This is a genomic window from Microcoleus sp. PH2017_34_RAT_O_A (assembly GCF_020737885.1).
GTDB lineage: Bacteria > Cyanobacteriota > Cyanobacteriia > Cyanobacteriales > Microcoleaceae > Microcoleus.
In genome coordinates this window covers 1-15,272 of record NZ_JAEQDD010000115.1, presented here as the reverse complement: position 1 = coordinate 15,272, position 15,272 = coordinate 1, and the positions used below count along the sequence as shown (strand labels likewise).

Here is a 15,272-nt window from a genome sequence, read left to right as displayed (position 1 = left end):
CCACACAATATGATATTTGCAAGAGTAGACAATGTTCTTGTTTGACTTGTATTTAATACTCATACTATAGTTATACAGCTTGATGCTGTATATGGTGCTAATTCTTTATTAAGCTTTGTTAAATACAGAAGGCGGTTGAAACCGCTACCGACTTATCCCCATGTCTAAAGCCAGGGGCTTGCGTCTCGCTCTTTGGTCAACAACTAATATTTTTCTAATACAAAATTTTGTTTTTAGCCAATAATAGCCAAAAACTGGTCATTTTTCCCTCAGCAAGGCTAAGATGTGGCTGCAAACTATTTTCCTGACACTCGCGTCTCTCGAAACAGCGATGCTATCGTGGTTGTTACCTGTAATTATTTTTGAAGGCATTTTTTTTTAACACGGGTGCTTCGCGCAAACAGGTAAAACTTAGTCTTGATAGATCCTGAGCAACCCAAAGCTCAGCTTGAGTTTGCTCGTACATCACAGCCACAATTTCACACTAAAAATTTATGGAATCTCTCGCCTACCTCGAACTTGCTCTTGTTTGCGAAGCACCCGCACAAGAGTTGAAAATTTTTGATCCTCCCAAGTGGCAAAACCTATCGACTCAGACTTATGTCCGTTTGCTGTCTCTGGCTTTGATGCTGTCGGTTTTGAGCGCAGCCGGTTCGGCTTTTGCTCAAATAGATCCAGGAAATCCCAATTTGCGCTCTGTTCAAGACAGATTGCGGGATCTTGGCTATTTTCCTAGATCTTCTACTGGTCAGCTCGGCCCGGTAACAAAACAAGCTCTGACTAACTTTCAACGAGACTATCAACTGTCGCTGACTGGTAAGCCCGATCGATCTACGGTGATAGCGCTCAACAGTTTAGACGAGGACGATCGACCTTTTAAAACTACTTATACAAACTATAGCTATAGCGAGCTGCGTTATGGAGACTCGGGTGCAGATGTTACCGCTCTCCAGCGCAGGTTGAAAGAGCTAGGCTACTTCAACACGCATCCCACAGGGAGTTTTCGCGAAATTACTCTCAATGCGGTGAGATACTTCCAGCGCATTAATCGACTGCGGGTGACTGGAGTTGCTGACAGGCAAACTTTAGCCTTGCTGTTTGCTTCCACCAGGCCAACTCCCCCCGTTACTCCTCCTGATATTTCGGAAAATGGCGGTTGCAAGGGGCTGCGGTTCGGCGACAGAGGGGCGACGGTAGACTTGATCCAGCGGCAGTTAAAAGCTTTAGGCTATTTTGAGGGCGGCATTGACGGCAAGTTTCGCGAACGCACTCTCTACGCTGTGACTCGTTTTCAGCAAGATTTCAATCTGGTTTCTGACGGCTGCGCTGACACTGCTACTTTGAAGGCGATAGATGCCCAGATGAGGGAAGCTGAAATTACTTTATATCCAGGAGAAAATGACGATCAGAGTAATAATGCTGGAGATTTTCTGGATTTGGGCGACACAGGTCGAGAAGTAGAATTGTTGCAGCGGCGGCTGCAACAATTGGGTTATTACAGGAGCCAGATTCACGGTTGGTTCGATCGACCAACTCAAGAAGCTTTGATCGGATTTCAGAGAGATAGCGGGCTGTCCGGGACTGGTACAGTAGATCGCAGCACTCGATCGGCTTTGAGACAAGCCAACAAGCAGGCTGCAAAGCCGCAGCAGCCCGTCGCAACGGGTCTGCGACGGGGGGATACTGGGCCTGGTGTCCGACAGCTTCAGTCTGCGCTCAGAAGTCTGGGGAAAAACCCTGGCCCGGTGAATGGAGTATTTGGAGCCGAGACTGAGTGGGCGGTGCTGTCCTTTCAACGCGAGCGCAATTTGTCCCCGGCTACGGGTATTGCCACTCCGGCAACTTTGGCCGCAATCCAAAAGGGGTTAGCTGGGCGAGTTACTGTTCCTGCTGTGCCGATTAGCAGTGTCAATTCTCGATCGAGCATTCAGCAATTACAAACCCGGCTGCAAGGCCTCGGCTTTTACACGGGTTCCGTCACCGGAGTTTTGGATGCTCCGACGAAAGACGCGCTCGATCGAGCTGTGCGCCGTTACGGGGTAAGTCGCGAGGATTTGTTGAGCCAAACTTTTTAGCAGCGGACTTGCGGGTGTTACGTCAAAGCCATCGGGTTTCTGGTTTCCGACTCATTCTGGAAATGATGTATTTTCCTTCAGAAACCCGGTTTCGGCGTAACTGCGAATCACACTTGCGCCGAGTTTCGTTAATAATTCTAACCAGCCGTACTTGAAATGCGAAAATAGTGTATTCTCACTCGATTGCATCAGGGGCACTGTTGCCATTCTGAGCGATCGACCTCGGACAAGACCAATTGCTGGAAACCAAAGACGGCCATCCCATCCGCAAAGCTTCATGGCACACCGTATGAATCGTTAACTGGCAGTCTAGCAGGTGCAACCCAGACTTTTCAGCTTGTTTCATGCCAATTTTCAAAATCGAATCGTTGTTAAATTCGATCGTTCTGTTGCACTGAACGCAGACTAGGTGGTGGTGGTGGTGCGGGTAAGGCTGGTTTATTTCATAGTGTTTGTGACCTTCAGCTAGTTCGAGTTCGCGGAGCAAGCTCATCCTTGCCATTAACTTTAAAGTTCGGTAAATGGTGGACAAGCTAATGTTTTCGCCACGATTTTTTAACAAAGTGTACAAATCCTCCGCACTCAGGTGGTTGCCTTTGGGGAGGTTCTGAAACACGTGCAAGATGGTTTCCCGTTGGGGAGTCATCCGCCAGCCTTTGTCATTGAGTTCGGATTTGAATGAGGACGCGGTGTAAAGTGCCATAGTGACCCTCTCAAGAAAGTCTGCCTATTGACAATCATACACAGCGATCGAGATATTTTGCAAATATGCGAGCTTATTGAAAAAAGCTTGGGGTAAAAATTTAGTTTTTGATAATTTTTGACGGCACACATACCATAAAGCCTTAGAGTAACCCATAATTGGAGTAAATTGGAATAAATCACAACATTCCACCTATAGTTCACTTTTTCAACTCCTCCGTAGTCGCTTCCTTCAGTTTGTGGGGCTAGCCCAACCAAATAGAGCGTAGTGGAAAGGAATTTTTAGGCAGTTTACCCAAGCCTCGTACAATTAAAGTGGTAGTCGCCAAACACCGTTCTAGTTTAATTGCACACCTCAAGCATTACTGCTGTAGGCTTTTTTGATGAAGCATCACCTCTGAAAGATGGCGCTTAATTGCTTTTAGAGCCACATTACGAGCGGCATTTAAACCACTATGAGCTTTGTACCCATCCACAGTTGCTACTAATGCAGCCCCCGGTCGATAGCTATCAAACTCAGTCGGGCTTGAAGGGAATTTGCATCCTCTCCAGACAGGCTCGCCCCAAGGGGTAAGACGGCTCGTATTCATCGGACTAACGCGAGTTGTGAGAATTGCATAATCTTGATAAGCAATTCGTTTGACTTGTTCATAGATTTTGCCTTTCAACCAGTAAGCACGTTTTTGATTTGAGCGTCTTGAATATTTCCCGCGTTTGGGTCGCAAATTTCCCAGATGCTCAAAGCTAATCACATTTGCCCGCCAATGATTGGCCAACTCAACAAGCTCGCGGGATACGGCTCTTGAATATTCAATTTCCACAGCAGATAAAGAGTCCCATGCTTTTTTAGCAAAGCCACGGGAAATGATTCCCGTTTTGCCCATTTTGATGGCGATATTTCCTAGATTCCGCTTCCTACGAGCTACATGACGCGACTGGTTAATGAAATGTCTAGCGACTTCAGTCGTTTCGCCTCTGTCGTTGGTTTCTAGGATGCTAGCAATGACGATGAACTTGTCGAGATCCATGTCAATTCCGCAGGTCCGAAACGTGCTTTTTGCCATGATTCCTTTGATGCCACCCGTAGCAGGAACGTATTTTTCAAGTGGAAAAACTATCCACAAAGAACCGTTTTGAACCTGCACTCTAGGGGAGCCTTTTACCCATTGGGTCGGAACGTCAGGGCATTGATACTGATGTTTTATCCACTTCCATGAATCGCCTACCAGCATCTTTAGAACAATAGAAAAACCATCATCCTCTTTCCACATCCCAGCATCGTACTGAGGGTTAAAGTTAAACGCTCCTTGATGGAGCGGTGGCTTGTGGTGCTTGAGCCTTTTTGGGCGATTCAACCATTTTTGATAGGTTGAATTCCAGCTTTTATAAGCACCAATTGCTTGCCTGATGGCTGCTCTCTTCATCCCAGAAGGAAAGCCTTTTACGAAAGGATGATTAGCCGTGAGTAGCTCGTAGTAACGCCAGCCTCCATTTTCTTTTGTCAGGATGCCTTGAGGAGCTTCGGCAATTAGTAGGAAATAGAAATGAACTATCTCGTTATAGGCTGCCTTAGTTGGCTGCATATCAAAACCAGAACGAAGCAATTTCGCCTTGACTGACTTAGTGGCAATGGAAAATCCTTTTTGAGGTTTTAGCATCTTTCGACCTGAGATGTTTGTTGAACTCTGATTTTCAAATCAAGTTGCAAAGCCGATCTATTGACTTACCCCAATATACTCCAATATTCGTGTTTCTAGTAATTAGACAGAGAAATCGTGTAGAAGTAATAATTTTTTCTTCTGCTTTATGCTTTCTGTCTTCTGCCTTCTACCTAGATCCAGAAACGGACATTACCAATACACTGACATACTCCCGAACCTTGAGGAATCGGGATTCTGGATTCAAACAGACAAAGCAAGCATCGCTTGTTTGATATTGCCTAGCCCTATAGGTTGATGCCTCAACCTATAGGATTGTTTTGGGATTCTAGAGTTGAGACCGGATTTTTAGATCTCGCGCATCCACAATACATACCCTATGATGAAAGCCGTCCTATAAGGACGAAGCCTTAAACCCTATTTGTCAGTAAATGCACACCAGCTAATTTAAGTCAGAGACTCAAGATAGTCGCGCACGCGGTTGCGACGCTTGGGTTGGCGGAGTTTTTGCAAAGCTTTGGCTTCAATTTGGCGGACTCGCTCGCGGGACAAGTCCAGAGCTCGACCGATTTCTGCCAAGGAGTAGGGGTGTCCGTCGCCCAAACCAAAGCGCATCAGAATAACATCTCGTTCGCGGCTAGTCAAATCTGCCAACAATTGTTGCAAGTCGCGGTGCAGAGCTTCTCGCATCAGCATTTCTTCTGGCGAGATGCTGTCGGTTTCGAGTAAGTCGCCCAACTCTGTATCTTTTTCGTTGCCCACTTTAGTTTCCAGAGAAACAGAGCGAGGAACTCGCAGCAATACTTCCCGAACTTGAGCGGCAGTCATGTCCAATTCGACGCCGATATCTTCGATCGTAGCTGTGCGACCTTTTTCTTGAGATATTTTGCGCTGGGCTTTCTTGATTTTGTTAAGTTTTTCGGTGATGTGGACGGGGAGGCGGATGGTGCGGCTTTGAGTCGCGATCGCCCGCGTGATTCCCTGGCGAATCCACCAGTAGGCGTATGTGCTAAACCGATAGCCCCGCGTCGGGTCGAACTTTTCGACAGCTCGTTCCAGTCCGAGAGTACCTTCTTGTATTAAATCGAGCAATTCTAAACCGCGATTTTGATATTTTTTTGCCACGGAAACCACCAGGCGCAAATTCGCCTTAATCATGTGGTCTTTAGCTTCGATGCCTTCAGCTTGAATTTTTTCGATCGCCTCTACCGTCATCTCGGCCAATTCTGCCCACTGGCGCTTGCCTTCGGCCATAATTCGCTTGAGTTCTGGCACGTCACTGATGCCTGCGGTTAATGCCCAGCGTTCCAGGGAAGGTTTGTGTCCCAATTGTGCAGACAGGCGATCGCGCACTTCTATTAAATGCACGAAGCTTTGAATCAGCCCTTCTTCCTGGGAAGCGACGGTGTTGCGCAATTCCAGCAATTTGATGTAGCGCTGAACTTTTTGAGCTTCGGAGACTTCTTCGTCTCTACCCAAGAGACGCACCCGACCGATTTCCTGTAAGTACAGGCGCACTAAATCTGTAGTGCGGCGGCTAGCGTTTTTTTGCAATTTGGATGCTGTGTCTGCATCTTCAGTCTCTGCTGAGTCTTGGTCGATGGGTTCGTCTCCAGCTTCTTCAGCATCTTCATCCAACACATCTACATCTTGCAAGGGATTGACTCGCAGTTGTTCGTCGAATTCAGCTTGAGCGTAAAAAGAGGTGGCTGGCATAGTGATTTTCTCAATGGCTCCGGGTGAAAAGATGCTACGCTTAGCGGTTATTTATAATTATGATGCCCACTTTGTTAAGACGAAGCATCACCGCTGTTTGTTTCTTTACTAACTTTTCTGACTTTTGTGCTGTTGGAGAGATCGAGCTTTGGCTGCCCCACTTGTTTTACCAAGATTCGGGAAAACGCTAAGAACTTTCTGATGTAACAGTTTGAAGCCCCGAAAAGTGCGTTGTACTTCTTTGTTTATATAGCTAGTATAGATAGAGACTGGCTATAAACAAGTGACCAAGGTCAGAAGTTAAGTTAATCTTCATCACCAATAACCTCGTTCCCGATCACTTCGCCAAAATAGGGATTTTTTTAATAAAACTTTATATAATTCGGGGTTCTTGATTAAATACCCCACAGCTCACAGGAAGCTTAATCCCTTGCACCATATGAGATTCATGGTTTTTTGAGTCTCCCTTATCGAGTTGGCAGTTAAGGGAAAAACCGGGTTTCCTGACAAAAATTCGGCATTTCAACCCAGGAATTCCAGGAAAAAACCCGGTTAATCGATGTATTTGGCGTAGGTTGGGAGTTGGATGTGGCGATCGATCTATAACTTTTTTGGTGTTGGCTGGGGCTTCCCATTTAACCTCACCCAATATGATCGGCATCAAAAACCGGGTCTTTTGAACTCCCGCTGGCACAGAAAGCGTAGGTTTTTCCTCGCCGTTACCTATTGGTGAAAAGTCAAGAATGGCATTGCATTTGTCAATCAGTAAGATTACCGAAAAAACTGTTTTTTTAGGAGTGTAAAATTCGCAATTTGGGGGCGAGGGGCGATCGATATGGCACTCCGGACGTTAGGGAAGCTTGCAGCTATATCGATCGCCTAAATCTCAGTTTTTCACCCAAAATTAGAGCAAGCTGTAAGTATAATTGCTGAGGAGCAAATGCTTCCCTAGGTTAAATTGTCACCGAATAGCATGGGTTTGAAGCCCTTACTCAGGTCGGCAGATTGTGATAAGAGCGGAGTTTAAATCTCCGTTCTTATCACTTCGCACTCAACTGTCAACTGTCAACTGTCAACTGTTTAACAATGCTGTTACCCGATCGAGTTTGAGTGACAATCATTCTCTCTCGCGCCAGTTCAGTTAAACTTAAATTACTAGCGCGGGTAAAGTTTCATCAATTCTCTCACCTGTTCGGCGTGATAGGAACTGCGAGTTAAGGGAGAAGCGACAACTTGCAAGAATCCCAAAGATTCGCCAAACTTTCTCCAAGCATCAAACTGTTCCGGCGGCACAAAATTTTCAACGTTCAAGTGCTTTTGAGTCGGTTGCAGGTACTGTCCCAGGGTCAAAATATCGCAGCCAACAGCCCGCAAGTCTTGCATCGCCTCGCGAATTTCGGCATCTGTTTCTCCCAGTCCCACCATAATCCCGGATTTGGTATAAACGCCCGGTGCGAGTTGGCGGCTGCGTTGCAATAGTTCCAGGGTGCGATCGTACTTTCCTTGCGGCCGCACCTTGCGGTAAAGTCGCTTTACGGTTTCGGTATTGTGGTTGAGTACCTCGGGCCGGGCTGCGAGAATAATTTCTAAAGCTTGCCAGTTGCCGCACAAGTCGGGAATCAAAACTTCTATAGTTGTATCGGGCATTGTCGATCGTACAGCTTGAATGCACTCGACAAACTGAGACGCGCCCCCATCCGGCAAATCGTCGCGGTTAACAGAAGTAATCACAACGTGATTGAGTTTGAGTCGCTGCACCGCCTGCGCCAATCTTTGGGGTTCCGTCGGATCTAAAGCTTGGGGCTTTTTCTCAAAATCGATATCGCAGTAAGGACAGGCGCGGGTACAAGCCGGCCCCATAATCAAAAATGTAGCAGTACCTGCGTTGAAGCATTCGCCGATGTTCGGACACGAAGCCTCTTCGCAAACCGTATTCAGGGATAAATCCCGCAAAATTTCTTTGACGTTGCCGACGCGCTCCCATTGGGGGGCTTTAACTCGCAACCACTGGGGCTTAACTGTCACGCCTGCCTCCGTCTGAGTAGTGTTTTACAAAACATTATACTAGGAGGTGGCTAAGTTTTGACTTAAATGTGATATCTTAAAAATCTATTGACTAATTTCGGGATGTAGCGCAGCTTGGTAGCGCACCTCGTTCGGGACGAGGGGGTCGCAGGTTCAAATCCTGTCATCCCGATTGTTAAAGTAAATCGGATATTCCGCAGCAATTTCGAGGCAGAGCCTCTGGATATTCATTACCAGGCTCTGCCTGGTAACGAGAAATAAGCGCAACTGCGAACGAGTTTTTTAAACGCTCAAATTGCGCCGCAAAAAGCTTTCTAGGGATTCCATTCTCATGCCGTAAATAGATTCTAAGTGCTGGACTTCTTCGGGAGTGCAGAAAAACTCGTTAGCCAGCAATACCCGCAAAGTTCCCAAGCCTTTTTGAGCTTGAGGGTTCAATAAACCCACGGCATTTCGCAATCCGTCAAAGACAACCATTGGCGGGTTAATTACGATCGGTTCGCGCTTGAATAAGCGGCCAAAAATGCGGGCAATGTCGTCTCTGGTCAGCACATCGGGGCCGCCGACTGGTAAAATTTGGTTGCGCGCACCTTCTACTGTTGGCGAGTCTACGGAAATCTTTGCTAAGTCGTCGGTACTGACAACAGAGGTGCGGTTTTTGCCGTCGCCAATCAGCAGGTAAAGTCCGGTTTCTCGAAATCTTTCTGCTAGCGGTAACAAGCTGGAAGCAAAACCGGCTGGCCGCAAAATGGTATAATTTAATCCGCTGTTTTGCAGGTATTTTTCGACTTCTCGCTTGGCTTTGAATACTGCTGAATCTTCGTATCCGCGATCGACTCCCAGTACCGAAAGAAATACAAAGTGCTGCACTCCGGCTTCTTTGGCGCAGTCGATCAGTTCTATGTTGGCACGGTAGTGTACTGCTTGTACGTCGCCGCCGGTGCCGTGGGTGCTGATGATGTACTGCACTCCTTGGCAAGCTTTTTTGATATCTTTGTCTTGTTTTAAGTCGCCGATAAAAATTTCGGCGCCTCGGTTTTCTAGTTCTGAGTAGCCAGAAGCGAGGCGAACAAATGCGCGGACAGGTTTGTCTTGCTGTCTGATTTCTCGTACTATTCGGCGGCCTAATGCGCCTGTTGCTCCGGTTACTAAGAACATGATTTTTGTTGGTTGGTTGTTATGGGAGAAGAAAGTTCGGCAACGGATTTTGTAGCGGATTTAACGGATTGAAGAAGGAATCTTCTGCAAGGGGTTTGAGAAACCCAGTTTCTTAAATCTCTGGTTGTTAAACCTAAGATTTAGGATAAGCTGTCGCGCATTTAAATGGTATATTTGGAACGGGCTAGAAGCCCATTCCACAATATTATGATTGATGATTTGCCCATAATTTAAATGTACAACAGCTTAGAAACAGGGTTTTTGACCTGAGTTTTATTTATAACTTATAATTCAAATTTCGACAATTACGGGAGTGTGGTCGCTGGGTTTGACTAATTTTCTGGGAGCAATATCTATTGTACAGTTTTTGGCTTTTTCGTAGAGGGGAGGGCTGAGATAATGGTGGTCGATTCTCCAGCCGTTGTTGCGGGGAAATGCGGCGGCGCGATAGTCCCACCAGCTATAATGTCCGCCTTCTGAGGTGAATTTGCGAAAGGGGTCGCTTAATCCTAATTCGGTGATTTCTGTTAATGCTTGGCGTTCGGGTATTGATAGGCCAACGGAGTTTGCAGCAGCTTTGGGATTGTATATATCTCGATCGTCCGGTACGATGTTGAAGTCGCCACAAATGCACAGGTTGGGCGATTTGTCTAGTGCTATTTTCAGGTATTCTTGCAGCAGTTTGAGCCAATGCAGTTTGTATTGATACTTCTCGGAACCAACCTCGGAACCGTTGGGAACGTATACGGAAATGATGCAAATATCGTCTATAACCCCGGCTATGAGGCGCTTTTGTTCGTCGAAGCTGCCGACGGTTGCGTCGCCGAGAATGGGGGCAAATCCGGCGCTGACTTGTGACAGGGGCGATCGGCTAAAAATAGCGACGCCGTTGTAGGATTTTTGACCGGAGATGTAGCAGTTGTAGCCGATGTCGAGGAAGGGTTGCAGGGGAAAGTCTTTGTCTGTAACTTTGGTTTCTTGCAAGCAGAGAACGTCTATTTGGTTGGTTTGCAACCAGTTAGTAACGTGTTCGAGGCGGGTGCGAATTGAGTTGACGTTCCAGGTGGCGATTTTCATTATTATAGTAAGTAATAGATTAGTCGATTTTAGATTTTAGATTTACTCTGCATCGGAGTGCGATCGGGATGGTCGTGAGTGATGGTCGCAACCGCGACGCTCTATAGTATAGTACAGTTTGAGGCTGGTGAGTTCGGATGTGCGATCGGCGAAGCTATCCCGAGCGTGAATCGCACGTAAGCGCATTGAGGCAGATTTGGCTGATAGCATGGCGCAAGCTGAGGGATATGGGCTCTTCCTAGAAATTGAACTTCACACCCTGTGATACAATAAATTTAAGCAAGAAATTGTTTTCTTATTAAGTTTTTATTTTTTTAGTTATGACAACAATTACAATTCAAGTTGATGAAGATATTAAGAAGGCGTTTGAAGGGGCTACTCCTGAGACTCAGAAACAGTTAAGCTCGATCATTCAATTGTTTTTGAGAGAAAATTTACACAACAAAACTTTAACAGAGGTAATGGCAGAAATTTCTGATAAAGCACAACAGCGCGGCTTGACACCAGAAATATTACAGGAGATTTTAGCCGATAATGACGAATAGATTTGCGATCGATACTAATGTTTTAATCAGTGCTTTGCTTTTTAAAACCTCAGTACCATTTCGGGCGATCGAATTGGCAGAAAAACAAGGAATAATTTTATATTCTGAAGCGACTTTAAAAGAATTAGAGCAAGTTCTGAATCGTCAAAAGTTTAACAAGTATCTTTCTTTAGAGGACAGAAAGGTATTTTTGCTGAAATTTATCAGTTCTTCTCAGTTAGTCTCTATTACCGAAAAAATCGCAGTGTGTCGAGATGAAAAAGATAATAAGTTTTTAGAGTTGGCTGTTAGTGGTAATGCCAATATAATTGTTACGGGGGATATGGATTTGTTGATATTAAATCCTTTTAGGACAGTAGAAATTATTACTCCCGATATGTTTATTGATAGATTTAGTTAATCGCCAACTCAGTCAGTTATTAATGCTGGTTTTTCAGATACTCAATCAATACAGGCTGGAGTGTGAAAAGTGTTTTCTGACCTTGTTTCACTTTTTCAATTAATAAACGCCGTCCCAAGGATTGCACAGCTTGTAATAATGCTGATGGGGATAATTCGAGATGGGCTGAAATTTTTGATATTTCAACTGGTGCAGCTTCACTAGCTAACGAGGATATCACTTGTTTTTCTGGTTCGGTTAGCCGATCGCACTGCTGCTCCAATAGTGATTCTAAGTCACCTAAGAATAGGGTATCATAGGATAAGAATTCGGAAACGCTGCCGCCGAATAAGTCTTGAATCAATGTGGCAATTATATTTAACCATAAGGGATTGCCTCGGTAAAGGTCGATTAGTTCTGACCATTTCTCCGGTTCTGCTAAACCTTTTTCTCTGAATATTTCTTGTGCTTCGGGGCCTAAACCGTTGAGTTGCAGCGATTTACAGGGGCGGTTTTCGCCTTCTAAAGCGGCTATTTCTCTGGGTTTTTCCCAACTCAGGAGGATGAGGCAACTGTTGTGGGATGACTCGGCTATTTGTTTGAAGAATGTGCCGTAATTTTCATAGCCTGGTTGGTAGTTGCCTGCGAGTTGTTGGCTGCTAAAGATGGTTTGGATATCATCGAGGATTAGTAAGCAACGATAGGAACGCAAATATTCTAGTAGGGGCAATCCCCCCGTGGTTGCCCTTTCTTCGGGCACGGGGGCACCGCCCCTACAGAATTGAATTAATTCGGTTTGGAGTGTTTGGAGGGGTGGCGCATTGTGGAGGCTTCGCCAGATGATGCAGTCGAATTCGTGTTGAATTTGTGGGATTAGTTGGAGTGTCAGGGCGGTTTTGCCAATACCGGATAAGCCTAGGATGGTGATGAGGCGGGTGCGGCTTGAAATCCAGTTTTCGAGGGTGGTGAGTTCGGATGTGCGGTTATAGAATAGGTTGGGTTCTGGTGCATCGCCTAAGTCTAAATGTATTTTAGGTTCGGAATTGCTTATTTTTTCGTTAAACTTATCCTTGTCTTGCGGTTCAGATTGTGAGGCTTCTGGGGAGTGCAAACTTTCAGCAGAGATGTTGCCAATATGGATGCAGCCATTCCCGACGAGTGAGACAATATTAGAAGCTTGTAAATTTTCCAATTTAGCTCTAAAGTTTGCTTTACATACTTGTTCCTCACCTAATGCAACTGACATAAGCTTCCACAATTTGAAACCAACTTCTTTAACATATTTCTCTGAACGGTTGTGATGCTGTGCAATTTCCTTATATTTCTGATTGTCCCAAGCGCCGCGCAGTATAGCTTTTTGCAGACTATCTAAGTGTTTTCCCGTAGTAGTTAAAGCTAGATGGTCTGTAAATTTTAATGCTTCTTCAACGTCCATTAGTCACGCAAATACAAGGGGTTGACCTGATTATAGCGTAACTGTATATGACTTTTTCAAGCTTGACCAGCTAAATATGACTTTTTCTGACCTAGATATTAAGAGAAATTCCCTACTAAATATGGCTTTATATGGCTTGACAAGCTTTAGTATCTAGGGAAAAATTTATACTTAGTAGACACCAAAAGGTAATGAAACTGATGCACGGCTTAAAAATGGGTTTGTTGTTTGTTGGTTTCATCTCGAGTTTTTCTTTCGCTTCAATCGCACGAGCGGGAGAGCGATGGCCTGGGCCTGAAAAATCTGGGAGCTGTTCGGTAAATCAAACAATTTGCGACTATCCTACCTATTTCAAACCAAATGATGCTTGGGGAATAGGTGGGTTTTATGTAAATCTAATGACTGAACGCTCTTCTGCTACTATTAGATGGACAGCGACGACATGCGATAATAAACCGCTTAGTGGGACAAGAGATATTTCAAGGGGTTCTACAGGTCAAAACTACATTGACTTTCCTAACAAGTCTCCCTTTGCGTCAGGAGTTTGCTCTTTTACATTTAGTTTAGTGGGCGCAACAAATGGGTATGGGGGGGATAAAGTTGATTTGAAGACGAACTACGATGTAGATTATTAACTAAGAGAAGTGGGAAACAGAGTCTTAAAAACTCCTTTCCCAACTTGTCTAAAAGCCCGATCGCCTTTATTCAGGCAAAGTTAAAATAGTTGTAGCCTCAGCCAAGAGTTTACACTTGACTTTATTGTTTTCCCCCTCCATAAGACAATGAGCTGGATTATCCTGCAAGGGGTCATGCTGGATAATGAAACCTAAAGAACGAGCATATCCTGCTACCAAAACACCCACCTTAGTAGTATCAGGATTTTTCGCACCAGCTAAAACTTCTTGGGGAGTTGTTAGCCTCGCCAACTCAACTGAGATACTGTTATCAGGTTTTCCTCTCACCTGGAAAGCAACTGATTTTACAGTACCATTCTCATAAATATGTACATTAGGAATCCGACGATAAAGAATATCATTGTCTGCAATTTCTTCTAGCATTATCTCATCCTGACTTAGGGAATCAATAGCTGAGATACCACATTCAGGACTTCAGATAATGATACCTCGTTTTTCTCCTCAAATTTTCTCTCGCTTCCCTCTCCCTTAATTAGTAGATAGCTGAAACTCATATCAGGTTTAATCTCCACTTCTAGATTGCCGTGTAAACTCCGCCATTCCAGTTGTAGGCTACCATTAGCAATTGGTGCTGCATCATAGGGTAAAATTCGCTCGCCAACTAAAGGCGAAAGAGAGTATTTGACATGAATGAGCAACTGACAGGCTTTTACAAAAGCAACGGGCGAAACTGCTAATGCACCATAAGAATCCCAGTCAGGTTCTAGTTTGGCAAGTTGCGTCAAACGCTCTAATATTGGATCTAAGGAAACATCAGTTAATGTTGCTTGAGACATGGCTTTTACAAAGATCGTATTCTATATTATATCATAGTTATTGCTGACGATAGGTCAAGAGAGTCAGGCATGATAGCAAAAGCCCGATCGCCCTTCGTCTCCCATTTTCTGAAAAAGCGCGTGTAGCCAGCCGATTGATTACTGATTGCGTAGCAGTACGATGAGGTAAAGTGAGTCGTCGCGAAGTGGGGCTTCATTCAGTTGACAGTTGACAGTTGACAGTTGACAGCGACCTCTACCTGGAAGTCAGAGGATTGGAGTAATGAATCGTCTGATTTTAATTTCTCCCTAAAAAAGAGAGGCTTTAAACCAATTCTTTCTGGTAAGCCATCGCACCAATCGCTGGCTGGCAATACACACCCACAAACTATGAGGTTTTAATCGGAGAGAGGGACTTCTATACCAGGCTCGACATTCATCTTGACGGGAATGGCAGTGCAGAGGTTACATGATTTCCTGCGTAAATCCTGACTTTATTTCAGTTCAACATTTACAGTAGCAGACATCCCTGGTGCAATTCGCGATTCATAACCTTTAATACTGTCGGCATCAAACACAACTTTCACCGGAATCCGCTGCACTACTTTGGTAAAGTTTCCCGTTGCATTGTCTGGAGGCAATAGGGAGAATTGAGCGCCAGAAGCAGGGGAGAAACTATCAAGACGGCCTTCAAATTTGCGGCTACCAAAAGCATCTAATTTGATTTCTACTTTTTGGCCTGGTTTCATGTTTGCTAATTGCGTTTCTTTGAAGTTAGCAATTACCCATAAATCGTTACTGACGATCGCCATTAACGGAGTTCCCGACTGCACCCGCTGCCCCACTTCAACCGATTTGCGCCCGATTTGTCCGGCGGCGGGTGCGGTGATATTCGTGTAGGAAAGTTGCAGTTGAGCGTCTTTAACCGCAGCTTCCGATTGGGCGATCGCAGCCTTAGGGACTTCCAAAAAATAAATCGTCCCGGACTGAATGAACTAAACTGAAGCCATGTTGAAACTTACAGACTCACTCAAAGTGTTATTTAAAGAGAC

Annotated in this window: 15 protein-coding genes and 1 tRNA gene; 5 read left to right on the top strand and 11 right to left on the bottom strand. The window is 45.1% G+C overall.

Annotation, left to right across the window (positions count from 1 at the left end; all coding sequences use genetic code 11):
- Positions 1 to 494: 494 nt before the first annotated feature.
- Entirely contained in the window at positions 495 to 2,075 is a 1,581-nt protein-coding gene (locus JGK11_RS28555; RefSeq protein WP_293197395.1) for a peptidoglycan-binding protein, read from the top strand.
- A 175-nt stretch (positions 2,076 to 2,250) separates the two neighbouring features.
- On the opposite strand, the gene JGK11_RS28550 is transcribed toward JGK11_RS28555, so the two are convergent.
- The 4 genes from JGK11_RS28550 to lipA all read right to left on the bottom strand — a co-directional run bounded on the left by JGK11_RS28550 (position 2,251) and on the right by lipA (position 8,176).
- Positions 2,251 to 2,778, bottom strand: a complete 528-nt coding sequence (locus tag JGK11_RS28550) for a transcriptional repressor (protein ID WP_293147815.1) — start codon at positions 2,776 to 2,778, stop codon at positions 2,251 to 2,253.
- A 361-nt stretch (positions 2,779 to 3,139) separates the two neighbouring features.
- On the bottom strand, positions 3,140 to 4,435 hold the full coding sequence (locus JGK11_RS28545) for a hypothetical protein (RefSeq protein ID WP_293182933.1): 1,296 nt from the start codon (positions 4,433 to 4,435) through the stop codon (positions 3,140 to 3,142).
- Between the two features lie 447 nt (positions 4,436 to 4,882).
- Positions 4,883 to 6,151: an RNA polymerase sigma factor SigC gene (gene sigC, locus JGK11_RS28540; RefSeq protein ID WP_293182930.1), complete on the bottom strand. Its 1,269-nt coding sequence runs from the start codon at positions 6,149 to 6,151 to the stop codon at positions 4,883 to 4,885.
- A gap of 1,155 nt (positions 6,152 to 7,306) precedes the next feature.
- On the bottom strand, positions 7,307 to 8,176 hold the full coding sequence (lipA, locus tag JGK11_RS28535) for a lipoyl synthase (RefSeq protein WP_293197393.1): 870 nt from the start codon (positions 8,174 to 8,176) through the stop codon (positions 7,307 to 7,309).
- 98 nt (positions 8,177 to 8,274) lie between these two features.
- On the opposite strand from lipA, the gene JGK11_RS28530 reads away from it, so the two are divergent.
- Positions 8,275 to 8,348, top strand: a tRNA-Pro gene (locus tag JGK11_RS28530).
- A 110-nt stretch (positions 8,349 to 8,458) separates the two neighbouring features.
- Here JGK11_RS28530 and JGK11_RS28525 read toward each other — a convergent pair.
- From JGK11_RS28525 to JGK11_RS28515, 3 genes are all read right to left on the bottom strand, one after another.
- A complete protein-coding gene (locus tag JGK11_RS28525) occupies positions 8,459 to 9,334 on the bottom strand; it encodes an SDR family oxidoreductase (protein WP_293213837.1) in 876 nt (291 codons plus the stop codon).
- 291 nt (positions 9,335 to 9,625) lie between these two features.
- Positions 9,626 to 10,411 carry an exodeoxyribonuclease III gene (xth, locus tag JGK11_RS28520; RefSeq protein WP_293213835.1) on the bottom strand — a complete coding sequence of 262 codons (786 nt, stop codon included), beginning with the start codon at positions 10,409 to 10,411 and terminating at the stop codon, positions 9,626 to 9,628.
- 42 nt (positions 10,412 to 10,453) lie between these two features.
- The gene (locus JGK11_RS28515; RefSeq protein WP_293213833.1) at positions 10,454 to 10,621 is read right to left on the bottom strand and encodes a hypothetical protein; all 168 of its coding nucleotides are present in this window, start codon (positions 10,619 to 10,621) and stop codon (positions 10,454 to 10,456) included.
- A 110-nt stretch (positions 10,622 to 10,731) separates the two neighbouring features.
- On the opposite strand from JGK11_RS28515, the gene JGK11_RS28510 reads away from it, so the two are divergent.
- Entirely contained in the window at positions 10,732 to 10,956 is a 225-nt protein-coding gene (locus tag JGK11_RS28510) for a hypothetical protein (RefSeq protein WP_293193522.1), read from the top strand.
- Complete coding sequence (locus JGK11_RS28505; protein ID WP_293197387.1) at positions 10,946 to 11,356, top strand: putative toxin-antitoxin system toxin component, PIN family; 411 nt, start codon at positions 10,946 to 10,948, stop codon at positions 11,354 to 11,356. The genes JGK11_RS28510 and JGK11_RS28505 overlap by 11 nt, the downstream gene beginning before the upstream one ends.
- A 19-nt stretch (positions 11,357 to 11,375) precedes the next feature.
- On the opposite strand, the gene JGK11_RS28500 is transcribed toward JGK11_RS28505, so the two are convergent.
- Positions 11,376 to 12,770, bottom strand: a complete 1,395-nt coding sequence (locus JGK11_RS28500; RefSeq protein WP_293213831.1) for an NB-ARC domain-containing protein — start codon at positions 12,768 to 12,770, stop codon at positions 11,376 to 11,378.
- A 191-nt stretch (positions 12,771 to 12,961) separates the two neighbouring features.
- Between JGK11_RS28500 and JGK11_RS28495 the strand changes: the two genes are divergently transcribed.
- Positions 12,962 to 13,405 (top strand): hypothetical protein, encoded by a 444-nt coding sequence (locus tag JGK11_RS28495; RefSeq protein ID WP_293213828.1) that lies wholly within the window; start codon positions 12,962 to 12,964, stop codon positions 13,403 to 13,405.
- A gap of 66 nt (positions 13,406 to 13,471) precedes the next feature.
- Here JGK11_RS28495 and JGK11_RS28490 read toward each other — a convergent pair whose 3' ends face one another.
- The 3 genes from JGK11_RS28490 to JGK11_RS28480 form a co-directional block, all read right to left on the bottom strand.
- Positions 13,472 to 13,828, bottom strand: coding sequence for a hypothetical protein (locus JGK11_RS28490; protein ID WP_293213825.1), 357 nt, complete (start codon positions 13,826 to 13,828; stop codon positions 13,472 to 13,474).
- 14 nt (positions 13,829 to 13,842) lie between these two features.
- Positions 13,843 to 14,241 carry a hypothetical protein gene (locus JGK11_RS28485; protein ID WP_293213822.1) on the bottom strand — a complete coding sequence of 133 codons (399 nt, stop codon included), beginning with the start codon at positions 14,239 to 14,241 and terminating at the stop codon, positions 13,843 to 13,845.
- A gap of 473 nt (positions 14,242 to 14,714) precedes the next feature.
- A complete protein-coding gene (locus JGK11_RS28480) occupies positions 14,715 to 15,188 on the bottom strand; it encodes an HlyD family secretion protein (protein ID WP_293213819.1) in 474 nt (157 codons plus the stop codon).
- Between the last annotated feature and the right edge of the window lie 84 nt (positions 15,189 to 15,272).

Coding starts and splice junctions, on each gene's coding strand:
- JGK11_RS28555 (WP_293197395.1), top strand. CDS start 495: ATGGAATCTCTCGCCTACCTCGAACTTGCTCTTGTTTGCGAAGCACCC.
- JGK11_RS28550 (WP_293147815.1), bottom strand. CDS start 2,778: ATGGCACTTTACACCGCGTCCTCATTCAAATCCGAACTCAATGACAAA.
- JGK11_RS28545 (WP_293182933.1), bottom strand. CDS start 4,435: ATGCTAAAACCTCAAAAAGGATTTTCCATTGCCACTAAGTCAGTCAAG.
- sigC (WP_293182930.1), bottom strand. CDS start 6,151: ATGCCAGCCACCTCTTTTTACGCTCAAGCTGAATTCGACGAACAACTG.
- JGK11_RS28525 (WP_293213837.1), bottom strand. CDS start 9,334: ATGTTCTTAGTAACCGGAGCAACAGGCGCATTAGGCCGCCGAATAGTA.
- xth (WP_293213835.1), bottom strand. CDS start 10,411: ATGAAAATCGCCACCTGGAACGTCAACTCAATTCGCACCCGCCTCGAA.
- JGK11_RS28515 (WP_293213833.1), bottom strand. CDS start 10,621: ATGCTATCAGCCAAATCTGCCTCAATGCGCTTACGTGCGATTCACGCT.
- JGK11_RS28510 (WP_293193522.1), top strand. CDS start 10,732: ATGACAACAATTACAATTCAAGTTGATGAAGATATTAAGAAGGCGTTT.
- JGK11_RS28505 (WP_293197387.1), top strand. CDS start 10,946: ATGACGAATAGATTTGCGATCGATACTAATGTTTTAATCAGTGCTTTG.
- JGK11_RS28500 (WP_293213831.1), bottom strand. CDS start 12,770: ATGGACGTTGAAGAAGCATTAAAATTTACAGACCATCTAGCTTTAACT.
- JGK11_RS28495 (WP_293213828.1), top strand. CDS start 12,962: ATGAAACTGATGCACGGCTTAAAAATGGGTTTGTTGTTTGTTGGTTTC.
- JGK11_RS28490 (WP_293213825.1), bottom strand. CDS start 13,828: ATGCTAGAAGAAATTGCAGACAATGATATTCTTTATCGTCGGATTCCT.
- JGK11_RS28485 (WP_293213822.1), bottom strand. CDS start 14,241: ATGTCTCAAGCAACATTAACTGATGTTTCCTTAGATCCAATATTAGAG.